The organism is Chryseobacterium sp., assembly GCF_008831505.1.
Classification (GTDB): domain Bacteria; phylum Bacteroidota; class Bacteroidia; order Flavobacteriales; family Weeksellaceae; genus Marnyiella.
Genome location: NZ_CP044507.1, coordinates 191,077 through 217,029, shown reverse-complemented (window position 1 = coordinate 217,029; position 25,953 = coordinate 191,077). Strand labels below are relative to the sequence as shown.

22 protein-coding genes are annotated in these 25,953 nt (G+C 44.7%); 20 read left to right on the top strand and 2 right to left on the bottom strand.

Annotated elements, in window-relative coordinates; genetic code table 11:
* The first annotated feature begins 90 nt into the window (after positions 1-90).
* The 6 genes from F7R58_RS01025 to F7R58_RS01000 all read left to right on the top strand — a co-directional run bounded on the left by F7R58_RS01025 (position 91) and on the right by F7R58_RS01000 (position 4,300).
* Positions 91-360, top strand: a complete 270-nt coding sequence (locus tag F7R58_RS01025; protein WP_158063172.1) for a hypothetical protein — start codon at positions 91-93, stop codon at positions 358-360.
* Between the two features lie 26 nt (positions 361-386).
* Positions 387-770, top strand: a complete 384-nt coding sequence (locus F7R58_RS01020) for a hypothetical protein (protein WP_158063171.1) — start codon at positions 387-389, stop codon at positions 768-770.
* A gap of 201 nt (positions 771-971) precedes the next feature.
* Positions 972-1,565 carry a papain-like cysteine protease family protein gene (locus tag F7R58_RS01015; protein ID WP_158063170.1) on the top strand — a complete coding sequence of 198 codons (594 nt, stop codon included), beginning with the start codon at positions 972-974 and terminating at the stop codon, positions 1,563-1,565.
* Between the two features lie 17 nt (positions 1,566-1,582).
* Positions 1,583-2,269, top strand: coding sequence for a hypothetical protein (locus tag F7R58_RS01010; protein ID WP_158063169.1), 687 nt, complete (start codon positions 1,583-1,585; stop codon positions 2,267-2,269).
* Between the two features lie 91 nt (positions 2,270-2,360).
* Complete coding sequence (locus F7R58_RS01005) at positions 2,361-3,860, top strand: GH3 auxin-responsive promoter family protein (RefSeq protein ID WP_158063168.1); 1,500 nt, start codon at positions 2,361-2,363, stop codon at positions 3,858-3,860.
* Positions 3,861-3,928: 68 nt separating this feature from the next.
* Positions 3,929-4,300, top strand: coding sequence for a hypothetical protein (locus tag F7R58_RS01000; RefSeq protein WP_158063167.1), 372 nt, complete (start codon positions 3,929-3,931; stop codon positions 4,298-4,300).
* A 9-nt stretch (positions 4,301-4,309) separates the two neighbouring features.
* Here F7R58_RS01000 and F7R58_RS00995 read toward each other — a convergent pair whose 3' ends face one another.
* Positions 4,310-4,645 (bottom strand): DMT family transporter, encoded by a 336-nt coding sequence (locus F7R58_RS00995; RefSeq protein ID WP_158063166.1) that lies wholly within the window; start codon positions 4,643-4,645, stop codon positions 4,310-4,312.
* A gap of 88 nt (positions 4,646-4,733) precedes the next feature.
* Between F7R58_RS00995 and F7R58_RS00990 the strand changes: the two genes are divergently transcribed.
* The 5 genes from F7R58_RS00990 (at position 4,734) to rnhA (ending at position 11,040) form a co-directional block, all read left to right on the top strand.
* On the top strand, positions 4,734-5,969 hold the full coding sequence (locus F7R58_RS00990) for an MFS transporter (RefSeq protein WP_158063165.1): 1,236 nt from the start codon (positions 4,734-4,736) through the stop codon (positions 5,967-5,969).
* 84 nt (positions 5,970-6,053) lie between these two features.
* Positions 6,054-6,713, top strand: a complete 660-nt coding sequence (locus F7R58_RS00985) for a tetratricopeptide repeat protein (RefSeq protein WP_158063164.1) — start codon at positions 6,054-6,056, stop codon at positions 6,711-6,713.
* 11 nt (positions 6,714-6,724) lie between these two features.
* On the top strand, positions 6,725-8,794 hold the full coding sequence (locus tag F7R58_RS00980) for a gliding motility-associated C-terminal domain-containing protein (RefSeq protein WP_158063163.1): 2,070 nt from the start codon (positions 6,725-6,727) through the stop codon (positions 8,792-8,794).
* A gap of 157 nt (positions 8,795-8,951) precedes the next feature.
* On the top strand, positions 8,952-10,547 hold the full coding sequence (gene dnaB / locus F7R58_RS00975; RefSeq protein WP_158063162.1) for a replicative DNA helicase: 1,596 nt from the start codon (positions 8,952-8,954) through the stop codon (positions 10,545-10,547).
* A 16-nt stretch (positions 10,548-10,563) separates the two neighbouring features.
* On the top strand, positions 10,564-11,040 hold the full coding sequence (gene rnhA, locus F7R58_RS00970; protein WP_158065327.1) for a ribonuclease HI: 477 nt from the start codon (positions 10,564-10,566) through the stop codon (positions 11,038-11,040).
* On the opposite strand, the gene F7R58_RS00965 is transcribed toward rnhA, so the two are convergent.
* Positions 11,041-11,892 carry a GLPGLI family protein gene (locus F7R58_RS00965; protein WP_158063161.1) on the bottom strand — a complete coding sequence of 284 codons (852 nt, stop codon included), beginning with the start codon at positions 11,890-11,892 and terminating at the stop codon, positions 11,041-11,043.
* Positions 11,893-12,009: 117 nt separating this feature from the next.
* Between F7R58_RS00965 and F7R58_RS00960 the strand changes: the two genes are divergently transcribed.
* From F7R58_RS00960 to F7R58_RS00920, 9 genes are all read left to right on the top strand, one after another.
* Positions 12,010-12,630, top strand: a complete 621-nt coding sequence (locus F7R58_RS00960; RefSeq protein WP_158063160.1) for an NAD(P)H-dependent oxidoreductase — start codon at positions 12,010-12,012, stop codon at positions 12,628-12,630.
* 5 nt (positions 12,631-12,635) lie between these two features.
* Positions 12,636-14,237 carry an L-aspartate oxidase gene (nadB, locus tag F7R58_RS00955; RefSeq protein WP_158063159.1) on the top strand — a complete coding sequence of 534 codons (1,602 nt, stop codon included), beginning with the start codon at positions 12,636-12,638 and terminating at the stop codon, positions 14,235-14,237.
* An 8-nt stretch (positions 14,238-14,245) separates the two neighbouring features.
* Positions 14,246-15,406: a hypothetical protein gene (locus F7R58_RS00950; RefSeq protein WP_158063158.1), complete on the top strand. Its 1,161-nt coding sequence runs from the start codon at positions 14,246-14,248 to the stop codon at positions 15,404-15,406.
* A gap of 27 nt (positions 15,407-15,433) precedes the next feature.
* On the top strand, positions 15,434-16,297 hold the full coding sequence (gene nadC, locus F7R58_RS00945) for a carboxylating nicotinate-nucleotide diphosphorylase (protein ID WP_158063157.1): 864 nt from the start codon (positions 15,434-15,436) through the stop codon (positions 16,295-16,297).
* Positions 16,298-16,521: 224 nt separating this feature from the next.
* Entirely contained in the window at positions 16,522-19,851 is a 3,330-nt protein-coding gene (locus F7R58_RS00940) for a carboxypeptidase regulatory-like domain-containing protein (RefSeq protein WP_158063156.1), read from the top strand.
* A 92-nt stretch (positions 19,852-19,943) separates the two neighbouring features.
* Complete coding sequence (locus F7R58_RS00935; RefSeq protein WP_158063155.1) at positions 19,944-20,381, top strand: hypothetical protein; 438 nt, start codon at positions 19,944-19,946, stop codon at positions 20,379-20,381.
* Positions 20,382-20,595: 214 nt separating this feature from the next.
* A complete protein-coding gene (locus F7R58_RS00930) occupies positions 20,596-21,588 on the top strand; it encodes an aspartate-semialdehyde dehydrogenase (protein ID WP_158063154.1) in 993 nt (330 codons plus the stop codon).
* 69 nt (positions 21,589-21,657) lie between these two features.
* Complete coding sequence (locus tag F7R58_RS00925) at positions 21,658-22,662, top strand: cation diffusion facilitator family transporter (RefSeq protein ID WP_158063153.1); 1,005 nt, start codon at positions 21,658-21,660, stop codon at positions 22,660-22,662.
* A gap of 147 nt (positions 22,663-22,809) precedes the next feature.
* Complete coding sequence (locus F7R58_RS00920; RefSeq protein WP_158063152.1) at positions 22,810-25,092, top strand: aconitate hydratase; 2,283 nt, start codon at positions 22,810-22,812, stop codon at positions 25,090-25,092.
* The last annotated feature ends 861 nt before the right edge of the window (positions 25,093-25,953 follow it).

Here is a 25,953-nt window from a genome sequence, read left to right as displayed (position 1 = left end):
TTACAAAATTTCATGCAGTGTATTCAGAATTTACACCGCTGCACAGATTTGCATCCTTTTTGAATCTGTAGCGCTTAAAATATCTGTATTATGAAAAATATTCTGACATCAATGCTTATCGTACTGGGTTTAGGATATACATCGGCTCAAAAACTGCCGCCCAAACCTCCGAAGCCACCGCTGCCTAAATTTCTTAAGAATAAAAAGGCGAAGAAGGCGAGACCTGCACCACCAAAACCGGGCGAAAGACCTTATATTATCACACCGGACGGACAAAAACTGTATCCGGGAGATAGACCCCGCAGACCGGACGCGCCACCAAGACCGCCAAGGCCTCCGCGCCATCCTCTAGCAAAATAACATTAACTTAACATAAAATTTTTAGTATGAAAAACCTCCTGAAAACATTTGGCATCCTCATTCTTTCTCTATTCGTAATTGTATCGTGCAGCCGCGATGATGATCCTGCAGACAATGATTTCTTTGCCGGAACTTATAACGGCAGTATCTCCTATGTGGACGGCAGCAATAACATTAACACTGCCGACGGAAAAGTCTTTGTTACAAAGATCGCGAGCGGAACCAAGTACAACTTCAAGTTCTCGAACGGAATTCCTGACCTTAACGGAATAGAATTTCAGCAAACCGGCGACAATACACTCGTAAGCGTAGGATCAACCGGTACCAGTTACATCAAGATTGACAATAACGACCTGGATATATTCTACACAAAAGACGGTAAGACCTGGACTGCAAACTGCACCAGATAAAACATCCAATCTGAAAAATCAATATCAGGCTGCTTCCTTATGAAGCAGCTTTTTTTTAATATCTGAACACACGATTATGAATATTATTTATAAAATAAGTGTTTTTCCTGTATTTTTTTCCGCTCTTCCATTTAATTTTACATAAAATAATGGCGGAGTCCGAAAAGCCAACAGAGTAGGAAACACAAAAAAAACAATACGATGAAAAATGATTTCAAAAACGCGTTGATGGGATTTTTTGCCTTGCTGCTCATCCTAAGCAGCTGCTGTAAACCGGAAACCCTCGGTAATGTGGCTAATACTCTGCGTCCGCAGGAAACCAACAACTGGTGCTGGGCGGCTACCACGCAAATGCTTGCCCAGCATTTTGCAATCAGTGTAACACAATGCAGCCTTGCCAATCACCGATTCAGCATGAATAACTGCTGTACACCTCAGAATCAGGGGAGCAATTGTCCAAAAAACTCGGCGTGCAACAAGCCGGGCTGGCTGGAGCTGGATTTTGCAGGTTTGAAATTCACGGAAACCAATACCGCACTTAGCTGGGATGCCCTGAAAAAACAGATCTTCTGTGCTAAAAAACCTATGGGCTACGCTTATGGCACTCCCGGTGTTGTAGGGCATGTACTTGTGATAAAAGGATATATTACCCTGAATGGTACGCGCTATCTGGCCCTGAACGATCCATGGGCACCCTGCTCGGGCCAGGAAAGGTTCATCACCTATGAAGAATACGAGAACCCTCCCGGGACTTCAACACACTGGTCTACCTGGTACGATATCGCTAAGAAATAATCAAAAAAATATCTGACATGAAAAATACTATATTTATACTTTTAGCCGGACTGCTTACTTTTTTGCTGACGTCCTGCAATAAAAATTCGGGCATGAACAATAATGACGGTAACCAGCCTGTAAAGGAAAATCTCTTCAAAACCTCTGAGGAGGCCGTTATGAAAGGAAAAAATGACCTGTTATCACTGGTAAAGAACTATAAGGAATTTAACCTGGGTATTGATGCAGCCGCACTGGAAAGATCAGCGCCGGGTAAGGCAGTACCGGAAATGACCTTAAACTTTGAACGGCTAATACAAAACCAGCGTGACTCCATAGCCACAATGCTGGAAGATTCGCGCCGCCTTTCCACTCCACTTGTAGCGGACAATGCCGTGGTAACAGTTATCGGCACCAGTCAGGCAGATGGAGGATGGCGATTGGGTGAGCTGGGCAACAAAGAACTGGCGAACGACCTCACAGCACTGGGTGGCACTGCGGGAATGAACATGATGCAGGTATCACGCATTGAAGTACCTAATTTGCAGGCTACCATATACGAGGTAACTAATGCCAACGGCAGGCAGTATTTCACCAACTATGGCGGACGCTCCCTGCGCGAACCCGTTAACCAGGCAGAACTCCTGAAACAGCTCCAGGCAGATGCCGTCCGTTTCCAGCGCGAATTTGGGGACCAGCTGAAAAAGAACAATCTTGTGAGATAGAACATCAACACCACCTTAAAGCATCCGGCAGTTCTGTCGGATGCTCTTTGTTGGTAACCTAAGATCAGGATACTTTCTTTACTTTTGCCTTATGCTAAATTTCCTAAAGAAAAAAGCCGCACAGATTTGGGCAGGTAATCATGTAAAGAAAACCCGGGATTTTAAACTGAATGCTGAAGCCAGGCAGGAGGAACAGTTACTTGCGATGGTGCGTACTGCCGAAAAGACACTTTTTGGCCGACAGCATCATTTTGAAGAGATACATTCAATTGAGGATTTTCAGGCAAGAGTTCCGGTTACTGATTACGAAGGATTGCGCCCCTTTATTGAAAAGATGAAAAAAGGGCAGCGCAACATCCTCTGGAGCGACACTCCCTTATATTTCGCAAAGACATCCGGAACCACGTCCGGTTCAAAATACATCCCAATCTCTAAAGAAGGCATGCCTTTTCAGCTGGCAGGCGCGCAGAGTGCACTCTTCCACTATATCGCAAAAAAAGGAAATGCCGATTTCGTAAACGGCAAGATGATCTTCCTGCAGGGCAGCCCCGAACTCGAAGAGGTGTACGGAATCAAAACAGGCAGGCTGTCCGGAATTGTAGCTCACCATATCCCCGCCTACTTACAGAAAAACAGACTGCCAAGCTGGGATACCAATATGATCGACGACTGGGAAGCCAAAGTGAACCAGATCGCTGTGGAAACCGAAAAGGAAAACATGACGCTTATCTCCGGGATACCACCCTGGCTGATCATGTATTTTGAAAAACTCATTGAAAGGAACGGCAGGAAAATCACCCAACTTTTCCCCAATCTGCAGCTTATTGTAACAGGTGGAGTAAACTACGAACCCTACCGTGAAAAGATGAGAGAGCTTCTGGGCGGTGAGGTGGACATTATCCAGACCTTCCCTGCCAGCGAAGGATTTTTTGCCTTTCAGGATGATTATCAGCAGGAAGGTTTACTGCTGCTAACCGATCATGGAATATTTTACGAATTCATCCCACTGGAAGAATATGGCAAGCCGGAGGCCACAAGGCTTACGCTTAAAGATGTAGAACTCAACAAAGATTACGCACTTATACTTACCACCAACTCCGGACTTTGGAGATATTCTATTGGCGACGTAGTCCGTTTCATCAGTAAAAACCCGCACCGCATCATGGTTTCCGGACGCACCAAACATTATACATCGGCTTTTGGGGAACATGTGATTGCCTTCGAAGTGGAAGAAGCACTGAAATCCACGGTCCAGAATCTCCCTGCACAGATTACCGAGTTTCATCTGGCTCCACAGGTTACTCCCGAGGTTGGACTGCCTTACCATGAATGGTTTGTTGAATTTGAAAAAGAGCCTGAGGACCTGAGTGCATTCAGCCAGAAACTGGATGAAGAAATGCGCCGGCGGAACACTTATTATAATGACCTTATCACAGGCAATGTGCTGCAGCCGCTGAAAATTACACGCCTTTCCCGCAATGCTTTCCACGAATATGCGAAAGCGGCAGGAAAGCTGGGCGGACAGAATAAGATCCCCCGACTGGCCAATGACAGACAGATTGCCGATCTCTTAACCGGATATAAAATTTAAGCGCAATTTGGCAGAGGTTCCTGCTCTTGTGAAAAAAATTTATAAATTTGAGCAAACAAAAAAATCCAATGAGACTATCTTTATCCTCTAAATCAATTTTACTGGCCGGTGTTTTTGCCCTTTCGTCCTGCGCGACTACAAAATATTCCGACGATGTAAATCAGAATAATTTCTCCAACCTCAGAGCCGGAAAACCTTACAGTTTCAAACTGAAAAACAGCACTGAAACCAAAAAAATGCTGTTCTCCAACCTAACCGCTGACAGCATCGTAGGTTATTCCACTAAAAGAGATTCCACACGCGTCTCCATCGCCAAAAAGAACGTAAAAGAATCCAAAGATCTCAGGAATGCCAAGATCCAGACTGCCGCTTATGTAATTGGAGCAGTGGGTGTGGCAGCAATTGTCATCAGTTCTACCAAAGCGACAAGTAACGAATAAAGTGAATATTTAAGAGGATACTGCTTTTAGCCCTACCACAGAGGCAATAAGCGTAATTACAAAGAAAATCCGCCAGAAGGTGGCCGGCTCGCTGAATATGAATATTCCGGCCAGTACACCGCCTACCGCACCAATTCCCGTCCAAACTGCATAGGCAGTGCCGATGGGAATTGCGTTTTCTCCACTTATCGATTTGTACATCAGGAACATGGAAATAAAAAGGCAGCTGCCGAAGCCCAGCCACCAGTACAGACTTTCACGGCCCTCGGTTTCCTGCGCTTTTCCCAGACACGTGGCGAATCCTGTTTCAAAAAGCCCAGCGATAATCAGTATAATCCAGTTCATATGGCAAAAATAACAAAATAAGAAATGTGCATATGTTAATGCTTCATTTGATAGATTATTTTAACTCCCCCATTTATATATTTGCCGAATGATTTCTTTCCGACCGGTTCAAACCCTGAAAATACCGGAATTCAGGAACCTGATGGCAGGGCGTTTCTTCCTTGTCCTTTCCTTCCGGATGCTGGCTACACTTTTAGGATGGTGGGTCTATCAACTCACCAAAGATCCGTTCGCAATTGGCCTCATAGGTCTTTCCGAAGTCATTCCGGCCGTGAGTTCAGCACTTTATGCCGGTCACGTAATAGACAATACCGAAAAAAAACGGCTGCTGCTCATCTGCAATTATGCTTATGTCATCCTGATCGGTTTTCTGGCGGCACTGGCTTTTTTTGCCGAGGGTACCCACACGCTTACCAACCGGGAAATTACTTATTTCATTTACGGAACTGTTTTCTTCACCGGCATCTGCCGCGCATTTATTGGTCCGCTGGTTCCGTCCATGATTCCAAAAGTAGTCGGAATAAAGAAACTGGCGGCGGCAGTAACCCTGAACCAGGCCACTTTCCTAACCGCTTCGGTTTCCGGACATGCACTGGGCGGCTTCTTCATTCATTGGTTTGATATTTCCGGAACGCTCTTTATTATTGTAGCCCTTATGTTTCTGGCTTCGCTCTTTTTCTGGTTCATCAACAAACACCACAGTGAAAATCAGGGCGAAAAGATGAAAGTGATGGAAAGCATGAAAGAGGGGCTGCAGTACATCTACAAAACAAAAGAGATTCTCGGTGCTTTGCTGTTGGATATGTTTGCGGTACTCTTTGGCGGTGCGGTGGCCATGATCCCCGTTTTCGCTAGTGATATCCTGAAAGTAGGTTCCGAAGGATTCGGGTTACTGAACGCTGCTCCCGACATCGGAGCCATGATTATTATCGTCACGCTGGCATTTGTGCCGTTACGCAGAAACCAGGGAAAAATCCTGCTTTTTGCCGTAGCGGGATTCGGCCTCTGTATCATAGGATTTGGTCTGTCCAGACTATACTGGCTTTCTTTCTTTTTCCTTGTGCTCAGCGGAATTCTGGATGGAATCTCAGTAGTGATCCGCGGAACGATCGTGCAGCTTAAAACTCCTGAAAAAATTCGCGGACGTGTACTGAGTGTGAATTCAATTTTTATTATGAGCAGTAATGAACTGGGACAGTTTGAAAGTGGCCTGGCAGCTAAATTGCTGGGTGTGGTGCGGTCGGTAGTCTTTGGAGGAACGATGACCCTTCTTATAGCACTGGCAGTGAGCCGAAATAAGAAATTAAGGCAGATGGAGTATTAGTCTCATTACGATTTCACATTAAAAAAGGAAAAGTTTGTTGATTACGTAATAAATATCTAATTTTGATGACATTACTTTTTAGACATGAAAAAAATATTAATTACTTTCTATTTATTTGCTTTTGCTGCAATCGTCAGTGCACAAGGCAATTACGAAAAGCAGATGCTTGAAAATCTCGGAAAAATGAAGACTGCCACCACGGTACAGGACTTTACTAATCTCCGATACAGTTTTGCCAGCCTGGCTGGTAACGGAAACAGCCATTGGCAGCCTATTTACTATACGGCCCTTAACTGCCTGAAGGAAAGCCAGGCCTACGTGAAGGAGGGAAAATCTGATGCCGCACTGGATGGCCCTGTAACTGGCCTTAAGTATCTTTCACCTGTTACCAAACAGCAATTGAACAATGTAGAGTTTGTGGCGTTACTTGGAATGCTTCACGCACAAAAAGCTGCTTTAAAAAACTCGGAAAAGGACAGAAAAATGGCTGCTGACTACCTGGCAATGGCATTAAAACTTGATGCTAACAATCCGAGAGCTGCACTGCTTAGGGCAGAACTTAAGTATCATACTTCGGCAGATAAGGGAGGCAGTAAGACTGAAGGTATTGAACTTTATAAGGAAGCACTGAAGAAGTTCAGGACTTTTACACCTAAAACTAAAACGGACCCAAACTGGGGAATGGAAATCGCGGAATATTACGCCTCTTTCAATGAATCCGTTTTAACAACATTAACCAAATAACCCGGAACCTCATGAAAAAACTTTTACTCTCCTTATTAATTATAATATCGGCTTTCAGCTATGGTCAGTCAGACTGTATATCTGCAATTCCCGTATGCGGAAACTCCAATATTTCTTATACACCTTCGGGCATCGGTCTTGTTGATGAAGAACTTGGGGGATGTATGTACAGTGACGAAAACATGACCGTTTGGTATCAGTTTACTGCCGGATCGGCAGGTACACTGGCCTTTACAATTAACCCCAACGACCCTGATGATGACTATGACTTCGCAGTTTATGGACCCAATATTCCATGCTCGCAAGTAGGAATTGGTGCTGGTGCGCCAATAAGATGTAATTATTCGGGTGTAGACGGTCCTACAGGTCTTAGTCTAACTGTAGTTCATCCTGCTGTGCAAGTTCAGTGGAGTGGATATCTTGATGTACTGCCCGGCCAAACCTATTATCTTGTCGTAGATAATTATAGTGAATCAACCAACGGCTTTACCCTGCAGTGGAGCGGTACTGCCGAGTTACTTTCACCTTTTGACGATCCTGCCATTCAGCCCTATCCTTTCCAGCAACCGGGACAAAATTTTGACGGGACCGTAAAGCTTTGCGAGTTCCCACAGATGTTTGACTTCTCTACTCTTACACCACAAATCGTAAATGGAAATCCAAACTTTGTAGTTTCTTATCACCTGAATACGAATGACCTGCTGGCCGGAGATAACCCGATTGTCAATCCAATCTCAGTAAATACCACTACAACATACCATTATGCAATTTCTTATGTGGACCCTAACAACCCGGACAGTCCCATCAGTAAATGTAAAGAATTTGGAACAGTTAATTTTGAGAATGTATCATTCCAACTGACACCGGCAACACTTACTGCCTGCAGCAACTACACAAGTGGTGTAGCGCTGTACGACCTTACTACAGCTACGGTTTATAACGGAACTCAGAATATGACCTCCATTCAGTACTTTCCTACTTTATCGGATATGCAGAACGGAACCAATGAGATTTCCAATAACGCAGCGCAGGCCTATATGTCAGCACAGGGAATTGTTTACGTGAAATACATCAATGAATTCGGCTGTGAAGAGAGCACTACCATCACCCTGGCATTCTACCCACCGATTGATGTAAAAGAAGCGACTCTTACAGAATGTTTCCTGCCCGGCAACCCGCAAATGTCTGAGTTTGATCTTACAACAGCTGACATTACAACTACGGTTCCCAATACCAAGAAATTCTACCCTTCACTTCAGGACGCGATCAGTGACACGAACAGCATTGCCAACCCGAATGTGTACCTGTCCAGCTCAACAACGGTATACGCCAGAATTATCAGCGTAAACGGCTGCTGGAATATCGCAAAAATCAATCTTGTAGTTACACCGCCTGCGTACTCATCAGTCCTTAAGGATAAAATTATCTGTGTTGAAGACAGAACATCCCTTGATGCAGGACCAGGCTTCCAGGCTTACCAATGGAGCACAGGTGCTACTACACAAGTGCTGCCTAACGTAACTGTCGGTGAGTATTGGGTAGATCTCACGACAGACGGCTGTGTGACCAGACAAACGGTAAAAGTGTACGCGTCGCCAACGCCTGTAATTACAAAACTTGATATTACAAACAATACCATTACCATCACTGCTACAGGAGGTACGCTTCCTTACCAGTATTCAATTGATGGAATCAACTGGCAGGACTCCAATGTATTCACCAATGTACCCCGTGGTCAGGCCATGATTTATGTTAAAGATGCCTACGACTGCGACCCTGCACTTATTGAGGTAACAGTTCCAAACCTCATCAACGCAATTACCCCAAATGACGATGGTGTTAATGATTACCTGGATTATTCGGCTCTCGGCCACAAGAAAAATCTCATCCTAAATGTTTATGACCGTTATGGAACAAAAATCCATGAAGGAAATCAGAAAAACCTGTACCAGTGGGATGGCCGCACAGGCAAGAAAAAAGTGGAAACCGGAACTTACTGGTATACCATAACCTGGAACGACCCTGTAACCGATGTACCAACGCAGTACTCCGGATGGATCCTGGTAAAAAACAGAGATTAATCTAAACTAAGCAATTCTGTAAATCACCCCGCCTTCCGCAGGGTGATTTTTTTTATCAACAGCCTATTCTGTTCAGGTGCAGACTTTTATCAAGCATCTGCACTTTATGTTAGTTAATCACTTCTCTTAGACATCGCAAAAAAACTATCTTTGCACTATGGCTCAAAAAGAAACTTTATCCTCTCTTATACACGGAAATTTTGCCCGCGAACTCTCTATTTCAGACGGTAAAATGCCCCCAAATGCGCTGGATTTTGAACGTTTGGTCATTGGTACCTTCCTTATCGACAAGAAAGGACTGGATTATTCCATAGACCTGCTGCAGCCTGATGTATTTTACGATCCGCGGCATCAGACAATCTTTGAAGCCATCCAGAAAATGTATCTGGAAAACCACCCTGTGGATATGGTTACCGTCATCAATGAACTGAAAAAAGCTGAGAAACTGGGCCAGGCCGGCGGCGACCATTATATCATTGAACTTACTCTGGGCGTCTCGTCCAGTGCCCATATCGAATACCACGTGCGGGTGATACTTGAAAAATACATCCTGCGAAGCCTAATCAATGTTTCGGCAAACGTTATTGACAGTTCTTACAAGGAAACTACGGATGTATTTGAACTTCTGGATAAAGCCGAGCAAAGCTTCTTTGAGATCACCAACGGCACCATCAAAAAAGGATTTGACACGGCCAACTCGCTGGTGAAGCAGGCCATTGAAACCATAAAATCCCTGAAGGACAAGGAAGGGATTTCCGGAATCCCCTCCGGCTTCCGCGATATCGATAAAGAAACCGGTGGTTGGCAGAATTCCGACCTCATCATTATTGCCGCACGTCCGGCAATGGGTAAGACTGCCTTCCTGCTCTCTATGGCTAGGAATATTGCGGTTCAGCATGACATTCCCATGGCGCTCTTCTCACTGGAAATGGCTTCCGTGCAGCTTATCACCCGTATGATTGCCTCGGAAACCGGCATCTCTTCCGAAAAACTACGGAAAGGACAGATGAGTGATGAAGAATGGCAAAGACTGTTCTCCAACGTGTCAGCTCTGGAAAATGCGCCGCTTTATATTGATGAAACACCGTCACTATCGGTGTTCGACTTCCGTGCAAAATGCCGTAGGCTGGTAATGCAGCATGGCGTAAAAATTATCATGGTGGATTACCTTCAGCTGATGACCGCCAATTCCGGCAAGGGTGCGGGAAACAGGGAGCAGGAAATTGCCACGATTTCCAGGTCACTGAAGGCTATCGCCAAGGAACTGAACGTGCCGGTGATTGCCCTGTCGCAGTTGTCGCGAAGTGTTGAGACCAGGCCGGGAAAAAGACCACAGCTGTCGGATCTGCGTGAATCCGGTGCGATTGAGCAGGATGCGGATATTGTGTCCTTCATTTTCCGGCCGGAATATTATAAGATCGCCACTTGGGATAATGACGAAGACGGTGCGGAAACACCAACCGAAAACCAGGCAGAACTCATCATCGCAAAACACAGGAACGGTGCCACAGCGGATGTAAGATTATCCTTCCACAAAAATATCGCGAAATTTGCCGACCTCGATCTCTTTGGTGGCGGGTACGGCTATCAGCCTTCCAATTTCGGACAGCAGGACGAACCCAGCGGTTTTGAAAAGATCAAGACCACCATCCAGCCGGGTGCCGCTTTTGACCTGCCGGATAATTCCGGAGTTTCAGGCCTTTCCGGTTCCTCCATGAACGATCTGGACGATGATGACGATTTCGCATTCTAGGAACTGATATTAAATGCTGAGAATTGAAATCTACACAGACGGTGCCTGCAGCGGTAATCCCGGCAGGGGCGGTTACGGTATTGTGATGAAAGTTCCGGAAAAGAACTACGAGAAGCGTTTTTCCAAAGGCTACCGTCTAACCACCAACAACCGTATGGAACTTATGGCGGTGATTGTCGCGCTGGAGAAACTGAAGTCGCCGGATAATGACATCCACATTTTTACAGACAGCAAATATGTTTCCGATGCCATTAACCAAAAATGGATTTATGGCTGGATAAAGAAAGGTTTTAAAAACGTGAAGAACCCCGACCTGTGGCGCCGTTTAGTACCGTTATTGAAAACACACAAAACCACTTTTCACTGGGTAAAGGGCCACGCCGGGCATGTGGAAAACGAAATCTGCGACCAGCTGGCTGTAAAAGCTGCCCAATCACCCATACTGGAGGTCGATGCTTATTTTGAAAGCCAGAAGGACGGTGGTCTTTTCTGATTAATCGAGAAAGTTATTATCCCGCTGACGGTTACTTCGCGCAAGGTCACGCAGCTCTTTAGCGGGTGCCGGTAACTTTATACCGTTTTGGGATACGTAAGCAGTAGGATCGTCGCGGTACTCCTGACGTTTTTTACTGAATTGTTCGTAGGTCGCTGGTATTACATTACGCAGCGGTGGTGTCATCCGTTTCATCCATTGCCTCACACTGATCAGGCTGAAATGGTAATGTTTTTTAGAGTCATACACTTCAACCACAAGTCCCGGTAACCCTTTGAAGGTATAAGGACCTTCGTCCATTGGTACTTCGTTGGTAAACCAGGCAATAATATCTCTATTGCCGTACCGCGCCACCGCTTTCTGGCAGTTGTAGGTTGCAATCTTTCTTTTCTCTTTGGTGATGTTCCATTTCAGCGCATTGGGTGCGTCAAAGGAATACACGTCTAAGCTTAACTGATCATAGACAGTGATCTTCTCTCCGTACCTGTAGACCTCCGGTCTGAAGGCAACCCTTGGTAGATTTCCTGGCATCCGTAAGGTGAACTGACCCATTGCTACCTCCCGTTTAACCTGTGCTTCGTTTTCGTTTAAAAGGGAATCCCGAACCAACTTCATCTCACTTTTAAAGATGGATCTGTTGTCGCCAACCCTCAACACCGTTATTTCCTGCCTTTTACTTGTCACGTCGGTTGTGTCGCGCAGAAAAGTGGTCATATACTTCACTTCAATTTTAGAAAATTCACTCATCTGTGCTTTAACCGAAACTGAAACCAACATAATTAAACACAACAGAATGATATTGCACAAGGTGTCGGTTACGGAATAAAATTTGTGGAAAAAGACAGGAATCATAGAAAAAGGTGCTGGCACTTGTGTGTCCAATTTTCTAAGTTAGCAAATTTCCGTTCGAAACCTGTAAAATATCTGTTTTATAACAACTCCTTACACGTCAATTCCTATATTTGTTTCATGAACTATATTGAATCTTTACAGAAGCGCTATTCTGTTAAAAAATTTGATCCTAGCCGGAAGGTTGCCGCAGAAACCGTGAAGGATATTCTGGAGGCCGGAAAACTTTCCGCAAGTTCTTTAGGCTTGCAGCCTTACAAAATTGTAGTGGTTGAAAGTCAGCAAATGTTAAACAACCTGATTCCCGCCTTTCACAACCCGTCACAAATCTCAACCTGCTCACATCTTATCGTTATTATTGCAAAAAAGGAAGTGGACGGACATTATGTAGACGGCTATTTCCGCCATATATCTGAAGTCCGTGAAGTTCCGGTGGAAAGTATGGAAATGTTCCGCCGGGGTATTGAAACCTACACTCAAAATATAGAAGTACAGCAATGGGCCGAGAAACAGGCCTATATTGTCCTGGGAAACCTGATGTTTGCTGCCGCGCTGGAAAATGTGGACACCTGCCCCATGGAAGGTTTCAAAAAGGAGGTCCTGGAGCAAATTTTAAAGCTTGACACCAGCACTGAAGGAGTTGCAGTGACCTTAGCGCTGGGTTACCGTGCCGACGACGATGATTTTCAGCGGATGAAAAAAGTACGGAAGCCGGACGACAAACTGTTTAAATTTTTATAGGAAACATGATCAAAGCAGATGTACTTGTCATTGGCTCCGGAATTTCGGGACTTTCTTACGCCATCAAGATCTCCGAAAGGATGCCTGAGGCCAAAATCATCATCGTTACGAAGGCCGATGAGGACGAAAGCAATACCAAATATGCCCAGGGCGGACTGGCCGTAGTTACCGATTTCAATAATGATAATTTCCAGAAACATATAGACGATACCATGCGCGCCGGAGATGGTGAAAACAACCTGGAGACGGTAAAGATGGTGATAAGCGAAGGTCCGGAACGTTTTCGGGAACTCGTGGACTGGGGCACCCGCTTCGACATGGAAAAGGGCGGCGACTTTAAACTGGGACGCGAGGGCGGACATACCGAAAACCGTATTGTACATCATAAAGACATCACCGGTGCCGAAATTGAAAGGGCTTTGCTGGAGACCGTCACAAAGTCGGCAAATATTGAAATGCTGCCGCACCATTACGTCATTGACCTCATTACGCAGCACCATGTACCCGGAAAGGAACTTGTTGAAGGTGATATTTCCTGCTACGGCGCCTATATCCTGGATGCAAAGAATAAGAAAATAAAGAAAATCACGGCTAAGATTACCCTCGTAGCCACCGGCGGCGCGGGACACGTTTACAAGAACACCACCAATCCGGAAATTGCCACCGGCGACGGGATTGCCTTTGTGCACCGTGCACGCGGCAAAGTTTCCAATATGCAGTATTATCAGTTCCACCCCACTGCTTTATATTCCAAACGGGACGGAATGCTATTCCTTATTTCCGAAGCCCTGCGCGGCGACGGCGCCAAGCTTCGTCTGAAAAACGGCGAAAAATTCATGCATAAATATGATGAACGCGAAGAGTTGGCTTCCCGTGATATTGTAGCCCGGGCCATCGACAATGAACTGAAGATTTCAGGCGATGATTATGTAGGACTGGACTGCCGCGAAATGGACCGTGAAAAGTTTGTGGAACACTTCCCCAATATTTACCAGAAATGTCTGAGCGAAGGCATTGATCCTTTCAAACAGCTTATTCCCGTAGTTCCGGCCTGCCATTATCTCATGGGCGGCATAGAAGTGGACCGCGACGGCCAAAGTTCAATTAAAAACCTCTTCGCTGTGGGCGAATGCACCAACTCCGGACTCCACGGTGCCAACCGACTGGCTTCCAATTCGCTGCTGGAAGGTTTGGTTTTCGGTCACAAAGCTGCACTGAAGACGGTGGAACTCCTTACCATCAACGATTTTAACTTTGATGACCTGAAAGCGGTACCGGAATGGAATGAAGCCGGCATGAAGATGATGGACGAAATGGTGATCATTACCTACCTGCGCCGCCAGCTTCAGGAAATGATGAGTGACCTGGTAAGCATAGTACGCAGTAATGAACGCCTGCTTCTGGCCAAAAGAAAGCAGCAGGAAATCTTTGATGCGGTTACGGAGCTGTACAACTACTCCATCCTCTCGCCACAACTGTCCGAACTCCGAAACCTGGTGAATGTATCCTACCTCATCATCAAACATTCCATACAGATGAAGGAGAACAAAGGCTCATTCTACAATAAAGATCTGGAAAAGAAACCGTTAACAATTACCGGCTACTAACATACAAGATGAAAAAATTTGGCTTAATTCTGTTTCTGATTTGTTCTTATTGTAAAGCTCAGGTTATGAGGGACTCAATTATGGGAAATCCTAAGTATGTTAAAGAATATGTTGTTTTCCTGAATAATTCGGGTCCGTATACTTTTATGCAGGGAGATAGTGAATATGGACATGCAATAATAACGACTCCTGAGAATTTAAGAGCAAGTATGAGGAGAAGCTGGTTTGAAAGTGATTTCTGCAGATACACTAATAATGAAACTTATTACGATAAAGACGGCAAAATTACAGCAGAAACCTGGTATTATAAATCCGGTGAGATTTTGCGTGACTACAATTATAAGTATGACAGCTTAGGAAGGTTAATAAAGAAAAAATCCAAAAGCAAATATTCTACGAGTGAAGAAAAATTTATTTATGCCGGCATAAGCAAAAAATTAAAGTTTACTCAATCTCATACCAAATGGGAAAATGAACCGACTAAAACCTATTTTAATAACCGCGAATTTGACACTCCTTTTATATTAACAAAATTTGACACATTATCGCGGACCGACAGTATTTTTACAGTGACAGATTTTATATGGAAAAAAGTTGGAGAAAATTCTTTCCAAAGGGGATATGATTCGGTTTTTCGACAAAAACTCACTCAAGTAAATTACTATGACAAGGATTTTCAGATTAAAGAATCAAAATTCTATGATTATGAAACTGATTACTATAATAAAAAGTTGTTTCAAAAGGGTCACACCAAGTTCGAACGGGATTCCCTAGGCAGAATAATTAAAGAGACCCAACTACAGGACGACAAATACACATACTTAATTTTAGATGAAAGCGGAAAATATCACGAAGAAATTAAAGAAGGAGGATATGCAAGTGTTTCTTCAACGCAATACACCTATTTTGATGATGGAAAGTTAAATAGAAAAACACATTATTACCAAGGGAACCTACAGCATCAAATTCGATTTGAATATGATAAACGCAATCAAATTAAAAAACTTTTTTACTTGGATAATTGGGGAGAAAACAAAAAAGACAGGAATCCCACAGTGACCATTTTTAAATATAAGTTAGACAAATATAATAACTGGATAGAATGTATTAAAAATGTAGACGGGGAAGATTTGTATTTATGGAAAAGAGAAATTCAATATTACAGATAAGTTTAAACTACCAATATCATCTTCAAAATGAAAAAACCGGCATACGTAACCAAGGAAGCACTTAAGATTTTTATTAAAAACGCCCTGGAAGAAGACATTCAGGATGGCGACCACTCTACGCTTTCTACTATTCCTAAGGATCTTCAGCAAAAAGCGAAACTTCTTGTAAAGGAGGACTGCATTCTGGCAGGTGTGGAACTGGCTAAGATCATCTTTAACCAATTCGACAAGAACCTCAATGTAGAAGTTCTGATTGAAGACGGGCAGCAGGCAAAGGTGGGTGACATTGCTTTTTATGTCACAGGAAGTGCACGTTCGATACTTTCAACAGAAAGGCTGGTGCTGAACTGCATGCAGCGTATGAGCGGCATCGCCACCATGACCCATGAATGGGATTCGCGGCTGTTGGGTACGAAAACAAAGTTACTGGACACCAGAAAGACTACTCCTAACTTCCGAATCTGTGAAAAATGGGCGGTGGCCATTGGCGGCGGCACCAATCACCGTTACGGGCTTTACGACATGATCATGCTGAAGGACAACCACATTGATTATAACGGAAGCATCACCAATGCGGTGAAAATGGCTAAGGATTATATAAAGAAACTGAAGAAGCCACTTAAAATTGAAGTGGAGACCCGTAATCTGGAGGAAGTGGAAGAAGCACTGAAGGCAGGCGTTCACCGTATTATGCTCGATAATATGGATGTGGAAACGATGGCGAGGGCTGTGCAACTCATTAACGACAAATGCGAAAGCGAAGCTTCAGGCGGCATTACAAGGGATATGCTGCACAGGGTAGCTGCTACCGGAGTCGATTTTATTTCGGCGGGCGCACTTACGCATTCAGCAGCCAATATTGATTTAAGCCTTAAAGCCGTTCAGGATTAAATTATTTACAGACCGCCTATATATTATTTTTTTTGATGATTATTCAATGCCTTATGGCGCGCATAACATGATATTAATCATGTATCCTTTTGCCACATTCCTCTTAATCAGTATTTTAAGATAACAGTATTCTTATTTTCCAATAATTAACCCAATGTTAATACTTCTTAAATAATTAAAGATTATTTTTGCAGCGCAGAAATAATAATCTCTAATTATTTGATATGAATTTTAATCCTTTGAAGAAGACCGTTCTGATTGCTGCAATAGCATTCGCAGGTTATGGAACTGTACACGCGCAGGTTACAACCAGCAGCATGACAGGCATTGTAACGTCACGTGACGGGAAGCAAAGTTCCGGTGCTAAAATTACTGCTACCCACATTCCTTCCGGAACTGTGTACAGCGCTACAGCAAATGCATCCGGTTCGTTCAACCTTTCCAACATGCGGGTTGGCGGCCCTTACCGTGTAGAAATTGTTTCAGGCAGTGATGCACCGCTTGTTTATGAAGATGTATACCTGGAGCTTGGACAACCTTTTTCGCTGAACCCGGTTATTGGCGAAAGGACTGAAAATATCGCGGAGGTAGTTATTACCGGTGGCCGCAGTGTAAATGTGAACAAAACAGGAGCTACTACCAATGTAGGTCAAAAGCAGATCCAGGAATTGCCACAGGCTAACCGCAGTATCACGGAATTCACCAGGCTTACACCACAGGCCAACGGAAATTCATTTGCCGGTAGAGATGCAAGATATAACAACCTTCAGGTTGACGGTGCTAACTTCAACAACGGATTTGGATTAAGCGGAAACCTTCTTCCGGGAGGCAGCTCGCAGCCCATTTCTCTGGATGCAATACAGGAGATTTCTGTAAACATCGCACCTTTCGACGTTACCCAGTCCGGATTTACCGGTGCGGGTATCAACGCGGTTACGAAATCCGGAACCAATAAATTCCACGGGTCTTTATACGGATATTATAACGGTAAGGAGCTGAACGGATGGAAAATCAATGACAATGAATTGGAGAAAGTATCCGGTGGGCAAATGACTAACGGTTTCACCATTGGCGGACCGCTTGTTCAGAATAAACTTTTCTTCTTCATAAGCGCGGAAAGAGAGACGATGACCGGTGGAAACGCATCGGGTGCGAATCTTTGGAAGGCTTCCCAGGACGGTGTTTCAGATCCTGAAAACAATATTACGAGAGTTAAGGAATCCGATCTTATCGCTGTACGTAACCACCTGATCAACCGTTGGGGTTACGATCCGGGAAGATACCAGGGTTATGCCAACGAGGCACAGCAGCAGGGAGATAAATTCCTGGCACGTCTGGACTGGAACATCAGCGATAAGCATAAATTTGCTGTTCGTTACAACGTGCTGGACGGAACTTCCATGCAGGTTGCAAACGCTTCTTCCGGACCGTCTCCAAGATCTGCCTGGAGCCGTGTGAGCGACAGAGCGATGACTTTTGAGAACGGTAACTTCAATGTAGAAAACAAAGTACAGTCACTTACTGCTGAACTTAACTCTACATTCAGTTCAAGCCTTTCCAACAAGTTACTTTTCACCTATTCAAAAATCCAGGACCTAAGGACTACTCCATCGGATACCCTGTTCCCGTTTGTTGACATCTGGGACGGATCGCCTACCGGCGGAAACTACATCAGCTTCGGTACCGAACTCTTCTCTTACCTGAACGATGTAATCAACAATAACTTCTCCATCACCAATAACCTAACCTACAACGTAGACAACCACACGTTTACTGCTGGTGTAGCTTATGAGATGCAGAAATTCGGTAACTCCTACACGCGTATGGGAACCGGATACTACAGATATGCTTCTGTTGCAGACTTCCTAACAACGGGTACACCTAATGAGGTGGCGCCTATCATGTTCGGACTTACTTATCCTTATGCAAACCAGGACACTTATTCCCGCGTTAACTTCGGCTTGGGTTCTGCTTACGTACAGGACAGAATCGCGCTTAGCGACAGATTTAACTTCACTCTTGGTTTAAGAGCAGAACTGCCATTCTACCAGAATGAACTTACAGCAAACCCTGCGATTGATGCACTGGAGCTATTGGATAAAGACGGAAATCCTACCCATTACTCATCAGGCAGCTGGCCAAAATCCCGGGTAATGCTTTCACCGCGTCTTGGATTTAATTACGATGTAATGGGCGACCGTACACTTACCATCCGTGGTGGTAGCGGAATCTTCTCCGGACGTGTACCGTTTGTATGGTTAACCAATATGCCAACAAATGCCGGTGTACTTCAGAACACTATAGAGCCTACATCTTACTCACAGGTTGCAGGATGGATTAACAATGTAACCTTCCAGCCGCAGGATATCTATTATCACCTGAATAATGTTCCTGCAGGTGCTGAAAGTGTATTTATCCAGTCGCCTAAAGACGGTGCTCCAAGTACTTTCGCACTTGTAGACAGTGATTTCAGGATGCCTAAGGTTTGGAGATCCAGCTTAGGTATTGACTATAGAGTTCCAAACTCTTTGCTGACATTAAGTACAGACCTTCTTTACACAAAAGACGTTAACGCTGTATTCCAGTTTGGAGCCAACAGAAAACCGTCCTCTGAAAGAATGACTTATGCAGACCGTGCTTATTATCCAAACGCGGCTTCCTATCAGTACAATACGGCAATCGGAGCGAACAACGCTACTATCCTGACAAATACTGACAGTAAAGGCTACGCCTTCTCTGCCACTGTAGGAGCAAACCTGCGTCCATGGAAAGGACTTTCCGGCTCAGCGTTCTATACCTATTCACAGGCTGAAGAAGTGTCTTCCAACTCAGGTTCCAATGCATCTTCGTCATGGTTAGCATCCCCGGTTGTTGATACGCCAAATCAGGATTTCCTGAGCATCTCTAACTTTGCAGTGCCTCACCGTATAGTTGCTAACGTATCTTACGAACTTAAACCAACCGGTACAACAATTGGTGTTTACTATTCCGGAGCCAACCAGGGCAGATACTCCTACTACTATTCTAACGATGTAAATGGTGACGGACTTGCAAATGACCTTCTTTATATCCCTACAAATACAGCCGATATGAAGTTTGCCGACATTACTACGGGATCAGGAGCCAATACCACAGTGCTCTTCACCGCAGCTCAGCAAAGGGAAGCTTTTGATAAGTTCATACAGGATAATGGTCTGGAAGAATACCGCGGACAGATTCTGCCAAGGAACAAATTCCTTTTACCGTGGCTTAACCGAGTAGATGTAAGATTAAGCCAGAATCTGTTCAAGAATATGATTCAGAAAGGTGATAAAGTACAGTTAACGCTGGATGTAATCAATTTCGGAAATATGCTTAACTCTGAGTGGGGAATCCAGGACAACAACGTAAGTTCTTACGGTGCTGCTATCCTTGGCAGAACGGGAGCACTTTCGCCGGATCCAACTTTCCAGATGCAGAGATCGGGTAACGAGTTGCTTACCTCTCCAACAAGAGCGGCAAGCTCCAGATTTACTACCTGGTCTGCCATGTTTGGTATGAAATATTCTTTCTAACAGGACTGCGGTTCTATCCCGCAAATAACCTCAAATCCCGGCCTTAGGTCGGGATTTTTTTTATCTTTGCCATTAACTAAAAAAAATAAATTATGGATTTCAACATTATGCTTCAGGCACACCGCGGTTTTGCTTATCTAATCCTTTTGCTGTCAGTCATTTTCCTTGTGGCACTGCTGCTTACCATGTTTGGCTATTCAGGAAAAATTTCAAAACTGTTAAGAAAATCTACACTGTTCACCATGATTTTCTTCCACCTTCAGGCACTTGTAGGACTGGTGATGCTGTTCTTCTTTTCACCTGGTTTTAAAGCTGCTACCGAAGCCGGAACTCTAATGAGTGATTCGACTGCCAGAAACACCTATGTTGAACATCCGTTTGCTATGATTGTTGCGGCAGTTCTGCTTACCATCCTGAATAAAAAATTCAAAACAAACGATACCCTGCGTATGGGTTGGGTAATTATGGGCTTGGTTGCGCTCTTGCTGATGGCTTGGGCATTCCAGTGGCAGAGACTTTTTGGCGCTTAGCAGCGTTTAAATTGTTCCGATGGTTCAGACACCATCCATTTATTGGTACGTATTATGTCATTCCGCAGGAATCTATACAGGCAGATATTCAGCCTCATGAGATCACTTCTGAATGACAAAGAGTCTGTTTTGTTGATATGATGAAGAAGTGGACCGTCACTAACAATTTTGAACGATTTGAACAAAAATTAAACAATTTGAACCAATATAAAGTATGAAAATCGCAGTAGTAGGCGCCACAGGAATGGTAGGACAGGTGATGCTGAAGGTTCTGGAAGAAAGGGACTTTCCCGTTACCGAACTAATCCCGGTTGCTTCAGAAAAATCAGTAGGCAATAAAATAACCTTCAAAGGAAACGAATACACCATCGTTTCCATGGAAGATGCCATCGCCATGAGGCCCGATATTGCGCTTTTCTCGGCCGGAGGCACAACATCGCTGAAGTACGCGCCCAGCTTTGCCGAAGCCGGTACAACGGTGATTGACAATTCGTCAGTCTGGCGTATGGAAGCAGATAAGAAACTGGTTGTTCCGGAAATCAATGCTTCTTCACTTACAAAAGAGGACCGCATCATTGCCAACCCGAACTGCTCCACCATCCAGCTGGTCATGGTACTTCACCCACTTAATCTTAAATATAATTTAAAAAGAGTGGTGGTATCCACTTACCAGTCGGTTACCGGCACGGGTAAAAATGCCGTAGACCAGTTGAATGCCGAAATCCTGAACAGCGGGAATGTACCAACCGTCTATCCTTACCGGATATTTCAGAATGCGCTGCCTCACTGTGATGTTTTTGCTGATGATGATTACACCAAGGAAGAAATCAAACTGATGACCGAACCCAAAAAGATTATGGGCGATTCCGGTTTCAGCCTTACAGCAACAGCCGTGCGCGTGCCTGTGCAGGGCGGGCATTCCGAAAGTGTAAATATTGAGTTTGAAAAGGAATTTGATTTGGATGAGGTTAAAAGAATCCTGTCCGAAACTGCAGGTGTTATTGTTTTAGACGATGTAAAAAATAATATTTATCCCATGCCACTACTGGCCGAAGGTAAAGATGAAGTGTTCGTAGGAAGGATACGGCGCGATTCCTCGCAACCAAATACCCTCAATCTCTGGATCGTGGCCGATAATCTGCGAAAAGGTGCCGCCACCAATGCGGTGCAGATAGCAGAATACCTGGTAGAAAATAAATTAGTTTAAAATGAATGCTCACTCAGGTGAGCATTTTTTATTAGAAGGCTCAAACATTCAGCCTTATTGATATGTAATATGAAGTCAGAAATTCAAGATTCACCCAGGAAAAACTTTGCCTTCCAGAGGAATGTGGCTTTGGTGGGTATTGTCCTGTTTATCGCCAAACTGGTGGCATGGCACCTCACCAATTCGGATGCGGTATTTTCCGATGCCATGGAAAGCATCGTGAATATTGTGGCAGGATTCATGGGTCTGTACTCACTTTACCTGGCAGCCAAACCGAAAGATGTTGAGCATCCCTACGGGCACGGCAAGGTTGAATTTGTAACGTCCGGCGTAGAGGGAGCGCTGATTATCTTTGCCGGTATCATTATCATTGTGGAAGCTGCCGATTCACTTCTGCACGGTAATATTCCCAAACAACTGGATTGGGGAATCCTAATCATCGCTGTAACCGCCGGAATCAATTACCTGATGGGATACATTTCATACCGAAAGGGGCTGAAGGAGAATTCGCCCGTTCTCCAGAGTTCGGGAAAACATCTCCAGAGCGATACCTTAACCACAGTAGGTGTAGTGTTAAGTATGATTCTCGTATACTATACAAAAATCTATTGGCTGGATGCCGCCGTGGCATTTATTTTCGGAGTTTATATAATCTTCATCGGTTACAGGATTATCCGCAGGGCACTGAGCGGAATTATGGACGAAGCTGACTTAGGAATGCTTGCAAAACTGGCCAAAGTGATGAATGACAACCGGCGGCCGCAGTGGATAGACCTCCATAACACGCGGATCCAGCAGCACGGAAGCGGCCTGCACATAGACGCACACCTCACCCTGCCCTGGTATCTGGAACTGCGGGAAGCCCACCAACAGATGGAGGACGCTGTAAAACTCATTGCCGAAAACTCTTCAAGGCGAATTGAGTTCAACTTTCATATGGACGACTGCAAACCATTCTCATGTGAGATCTGCGAATTGTGGGAATGCCCGGTGCGCCAGAATACCTTCGTGAAAAAAATAGAATGGAATTCAGAAAATATCGCGCAGACAGACAAGCATAACGCCTCAACTTAGAACTGGACCATCGTCAATTGCGTTCCTCAGGCAGTCACCATAGATTCGCTGCATTCTATTTATACTTATTCTAAATGGGTATAAACTGTTTTAAACTTAAAAATTCGTAAATTTGGGTTTCTAAATTTTCAAATAAAACATACAGATATGACATTCGACCTTGATATGATCAAAAAAGTGTATGAGCGTTATCCTGAGAGAGTTGCCGCAGCAAGAGCAGCCGTAGGTAAGCCACTAACACTTTCTGAAAAAATCCTTTATACACACCTTTGGGAAGGAAATGCCACTCAGGCCTACGAAAGAGGTAATTCTTATGTGGATTTTGCACCGGACCGTGTGGCCATGCAGGATGCTACTGCGCAAATGGCACTTCTTCAGTTTATGCAGGCTGGTAAAGCCAAGGTGGCAGTACCATCTACAGCACACGCAGATCACCTGATCCAGGCACGTGTTGGTGCTGAAGCCGATTTACAGGAAGGCATTAACAAAAACTCTGAAGTATTTAATTTCCTGAGTTCTGTTTGCGACAAATACGGTATTGGATTCTGGAAACCGGGCGCAGGGATCATTCATCAGGTTGTACTGGAAAATTACGCATTCCCCGGCGGAATGATGATTGGTACCGACTCACACACTGTAAACGCAGGTGGTTTGGGTATGGTAGCCATAGGTGTTGGTGGTGCTGATGCTGTAGATGTAATGGCCGGAATGGCGTGGGAACTTAAGATGCCTAAACTTATCGGTGTTAAATTAACCGGAAAACTGAACGGCTGGACCTCTGCAAAAGACGTTATCCTGAAAGTAGCCGGAATCCTGACTGTGAAAGGAGGGACAGGCTGCATCGTTGAATATTTCGGCGAAGGAGCACAAAACCTTTCTGCCACAGGAAAAGGAACTATCTGTAACATGGGTGCAGAAATCGGAGCTACAACTTCTACATTCGGTTATGATGATTCAATGAGAAGATACCTTGCTGCCACCGGCAGACAGGACGTTGTAGATGCTGCTGACCAGATTGCAGAACACCTGACCGGTGATGCGGAGGTTTACGCAAATCCGGAAATGTACTTCGATCAGGTAATCGAGATCAATCTTGATGAACTTGCACCTCATCTGAACGGTCCGTTTACTCCGGATTTGGCGACTCCCGTTTCCGAATTCAGAGCAAAGGCTGAAGCTAACGGCTGGCCGCTGGATGTGGAATGGGCACTTATCGGATCATGTACCAACTCCTCCTACGAAGATTTGTCCAGAGCAGCTTCAATTGTTGAGGATGCTGTTGCCAAAGGCGTGAAGCCAAAAGCAATCTTAGGTATCAACCCCGGTTCCGAGCAGGTGAAATTCACCGCAGAAAGAGACGGCTTCCTGGATTCCTTCAGAAAGTTTGAATCGGCCAGAATCTTTACAAATGCCTGCGGACCATGTATAGGTCAGTGGGACAGAGAAGGTGCTGAAAAAGGCGAGAAAAACTCAATCATCCACTCCTTCAACAGAAACTTTGCGAAGAGAGCCGATGGCAACCCAAATACCCATGCATTTGTAGCCTCTCCGGAAATGGTTGCCGCAGTTGCAATTTCAGGGAGACTGGATTTCAACCCTATCACCGATACACTGACTAACCAAAACGGTGAGCAAATTAAACTGAATGAACCTAACGGTTTTGAACTTCCTCCAAGAGGTTTTGCAGTGGACGATAACGGCTACCAGGCTCCATCTGAGGATGGATCTCATGTTCAGGTTGCGGTAGACCCGGCTTCAGACAGACTTCAGTTGCTGGAACCCTTTAAACCATGGGACGGGCAGAACATTACGGGTGCTAAAGTTCTGATAAAAGCCTTCGGAAAATGTACCACCGACCACATTTCTATGGCGGGCCCATGGTTAAAGTACAGAGGTCACCTGGATAATATTTCAAACAACATGCTTATCGGCGCCATAAATGCTTATAACATGGAAACCAATAAGGTGAAAAACCAGCTTACGGGCGAATATGATGAAGTTCCTAAGGTTGCCAGAGCTTACAAGGCAGCAGGTATCTCTTCAATTGTTGTGGGCGACCAGAACTACGGTGAAGGTTCTTCCCGTGAGCACGCCGCTATGGAGCCAAGGCATCTTGGCGTGATGGCGGTTCTTGTGAAGTCTTTCGCAAGGATTCACGAGACCAACCTTAAGAAGCAGGGGATGTTAGGTCTAACTTTCCAGAACGAAGCAGATTACGAGAAGTTTGAAGAGGATGACACCGTAAACTTCCTGGATCTGGATCAGTTTGCACCTGGCAAGCCACTTACTTTGGAAATCGTACATGCCGACGGTACGAAAGACACCATTATGGCAAACCACACGTACAACGAGCAGCAGATCGACTGGTTCAAAGCAGGATCCGCACTCAACCTTATTGCAGCTGAAGCAGCAAGACAGGCAGCAATGTAACAGTACATAATAGTCATATAAGGAAGACCGCAGCGATTGTTGCGGTCTTTTCTGTTTACTATGCTTATGTACTGGGTTTGAAGCGCCAGGGCAAAAGTAAAAAGAGTAAGTGCGGCAACACTTTCACAATGCCGTCATTGCGACCAGAACGAAGCGTAGCGAAGCAACCCCAAAATATTTTGAAGAGCCAGAGTTGAAAAAGTAGTGGATTTATTTAACCACAAAGAGCACAATGGTTTTCAAAAGGACACAAAGTGGGTTTTGATCCTCAGGAAGTGGTTTTTTTATTAACCACCGAGAATACGGAGGTTTGAACAGAGGTCACAGCGAAATCGGGTGAACTGAAGACCCAGGGCAAAAGTATAAAGAGTAAGTGCGGCACCACTTTCACAACGCCGTCATTGCGACCAGAACGAAGCGTAGCGAAGCAACCCCAAAATATTTTGAAGAGCCAGAGTTGAAAAAGTAGTGGATTTATTTAACCACAAAGAGCACAATGGTTCAAAAGGACACAAAGTGGGTTTTGATCCTTAGGAAGTGGGGTTTTTATTAACCACCGAGAATACGGAGGTTTGAACAGAGGACAAAGTGAAATCGGGTGAACTGAAGACCCAGGCAAAAGTAAAAAGAATAAGTGCGGCACCACTTTCACAAAGCCGTCATTGCGACCAGAACGAAGCGTAGCGAAGCAACCCCAAAATATTTTGAAGAGCCAGAATTGAAAAAGCAGTTGATCTATTTAACCACAAAGAGCACAATGGTTTTCAAAAGGACACAAAGTGGGTTTTGATCCTCAGGAAGTGGGTTTTTTATTAACCACGGAGAATACGGAGGTTTGAACAGAGGACACAGTGAAATCCG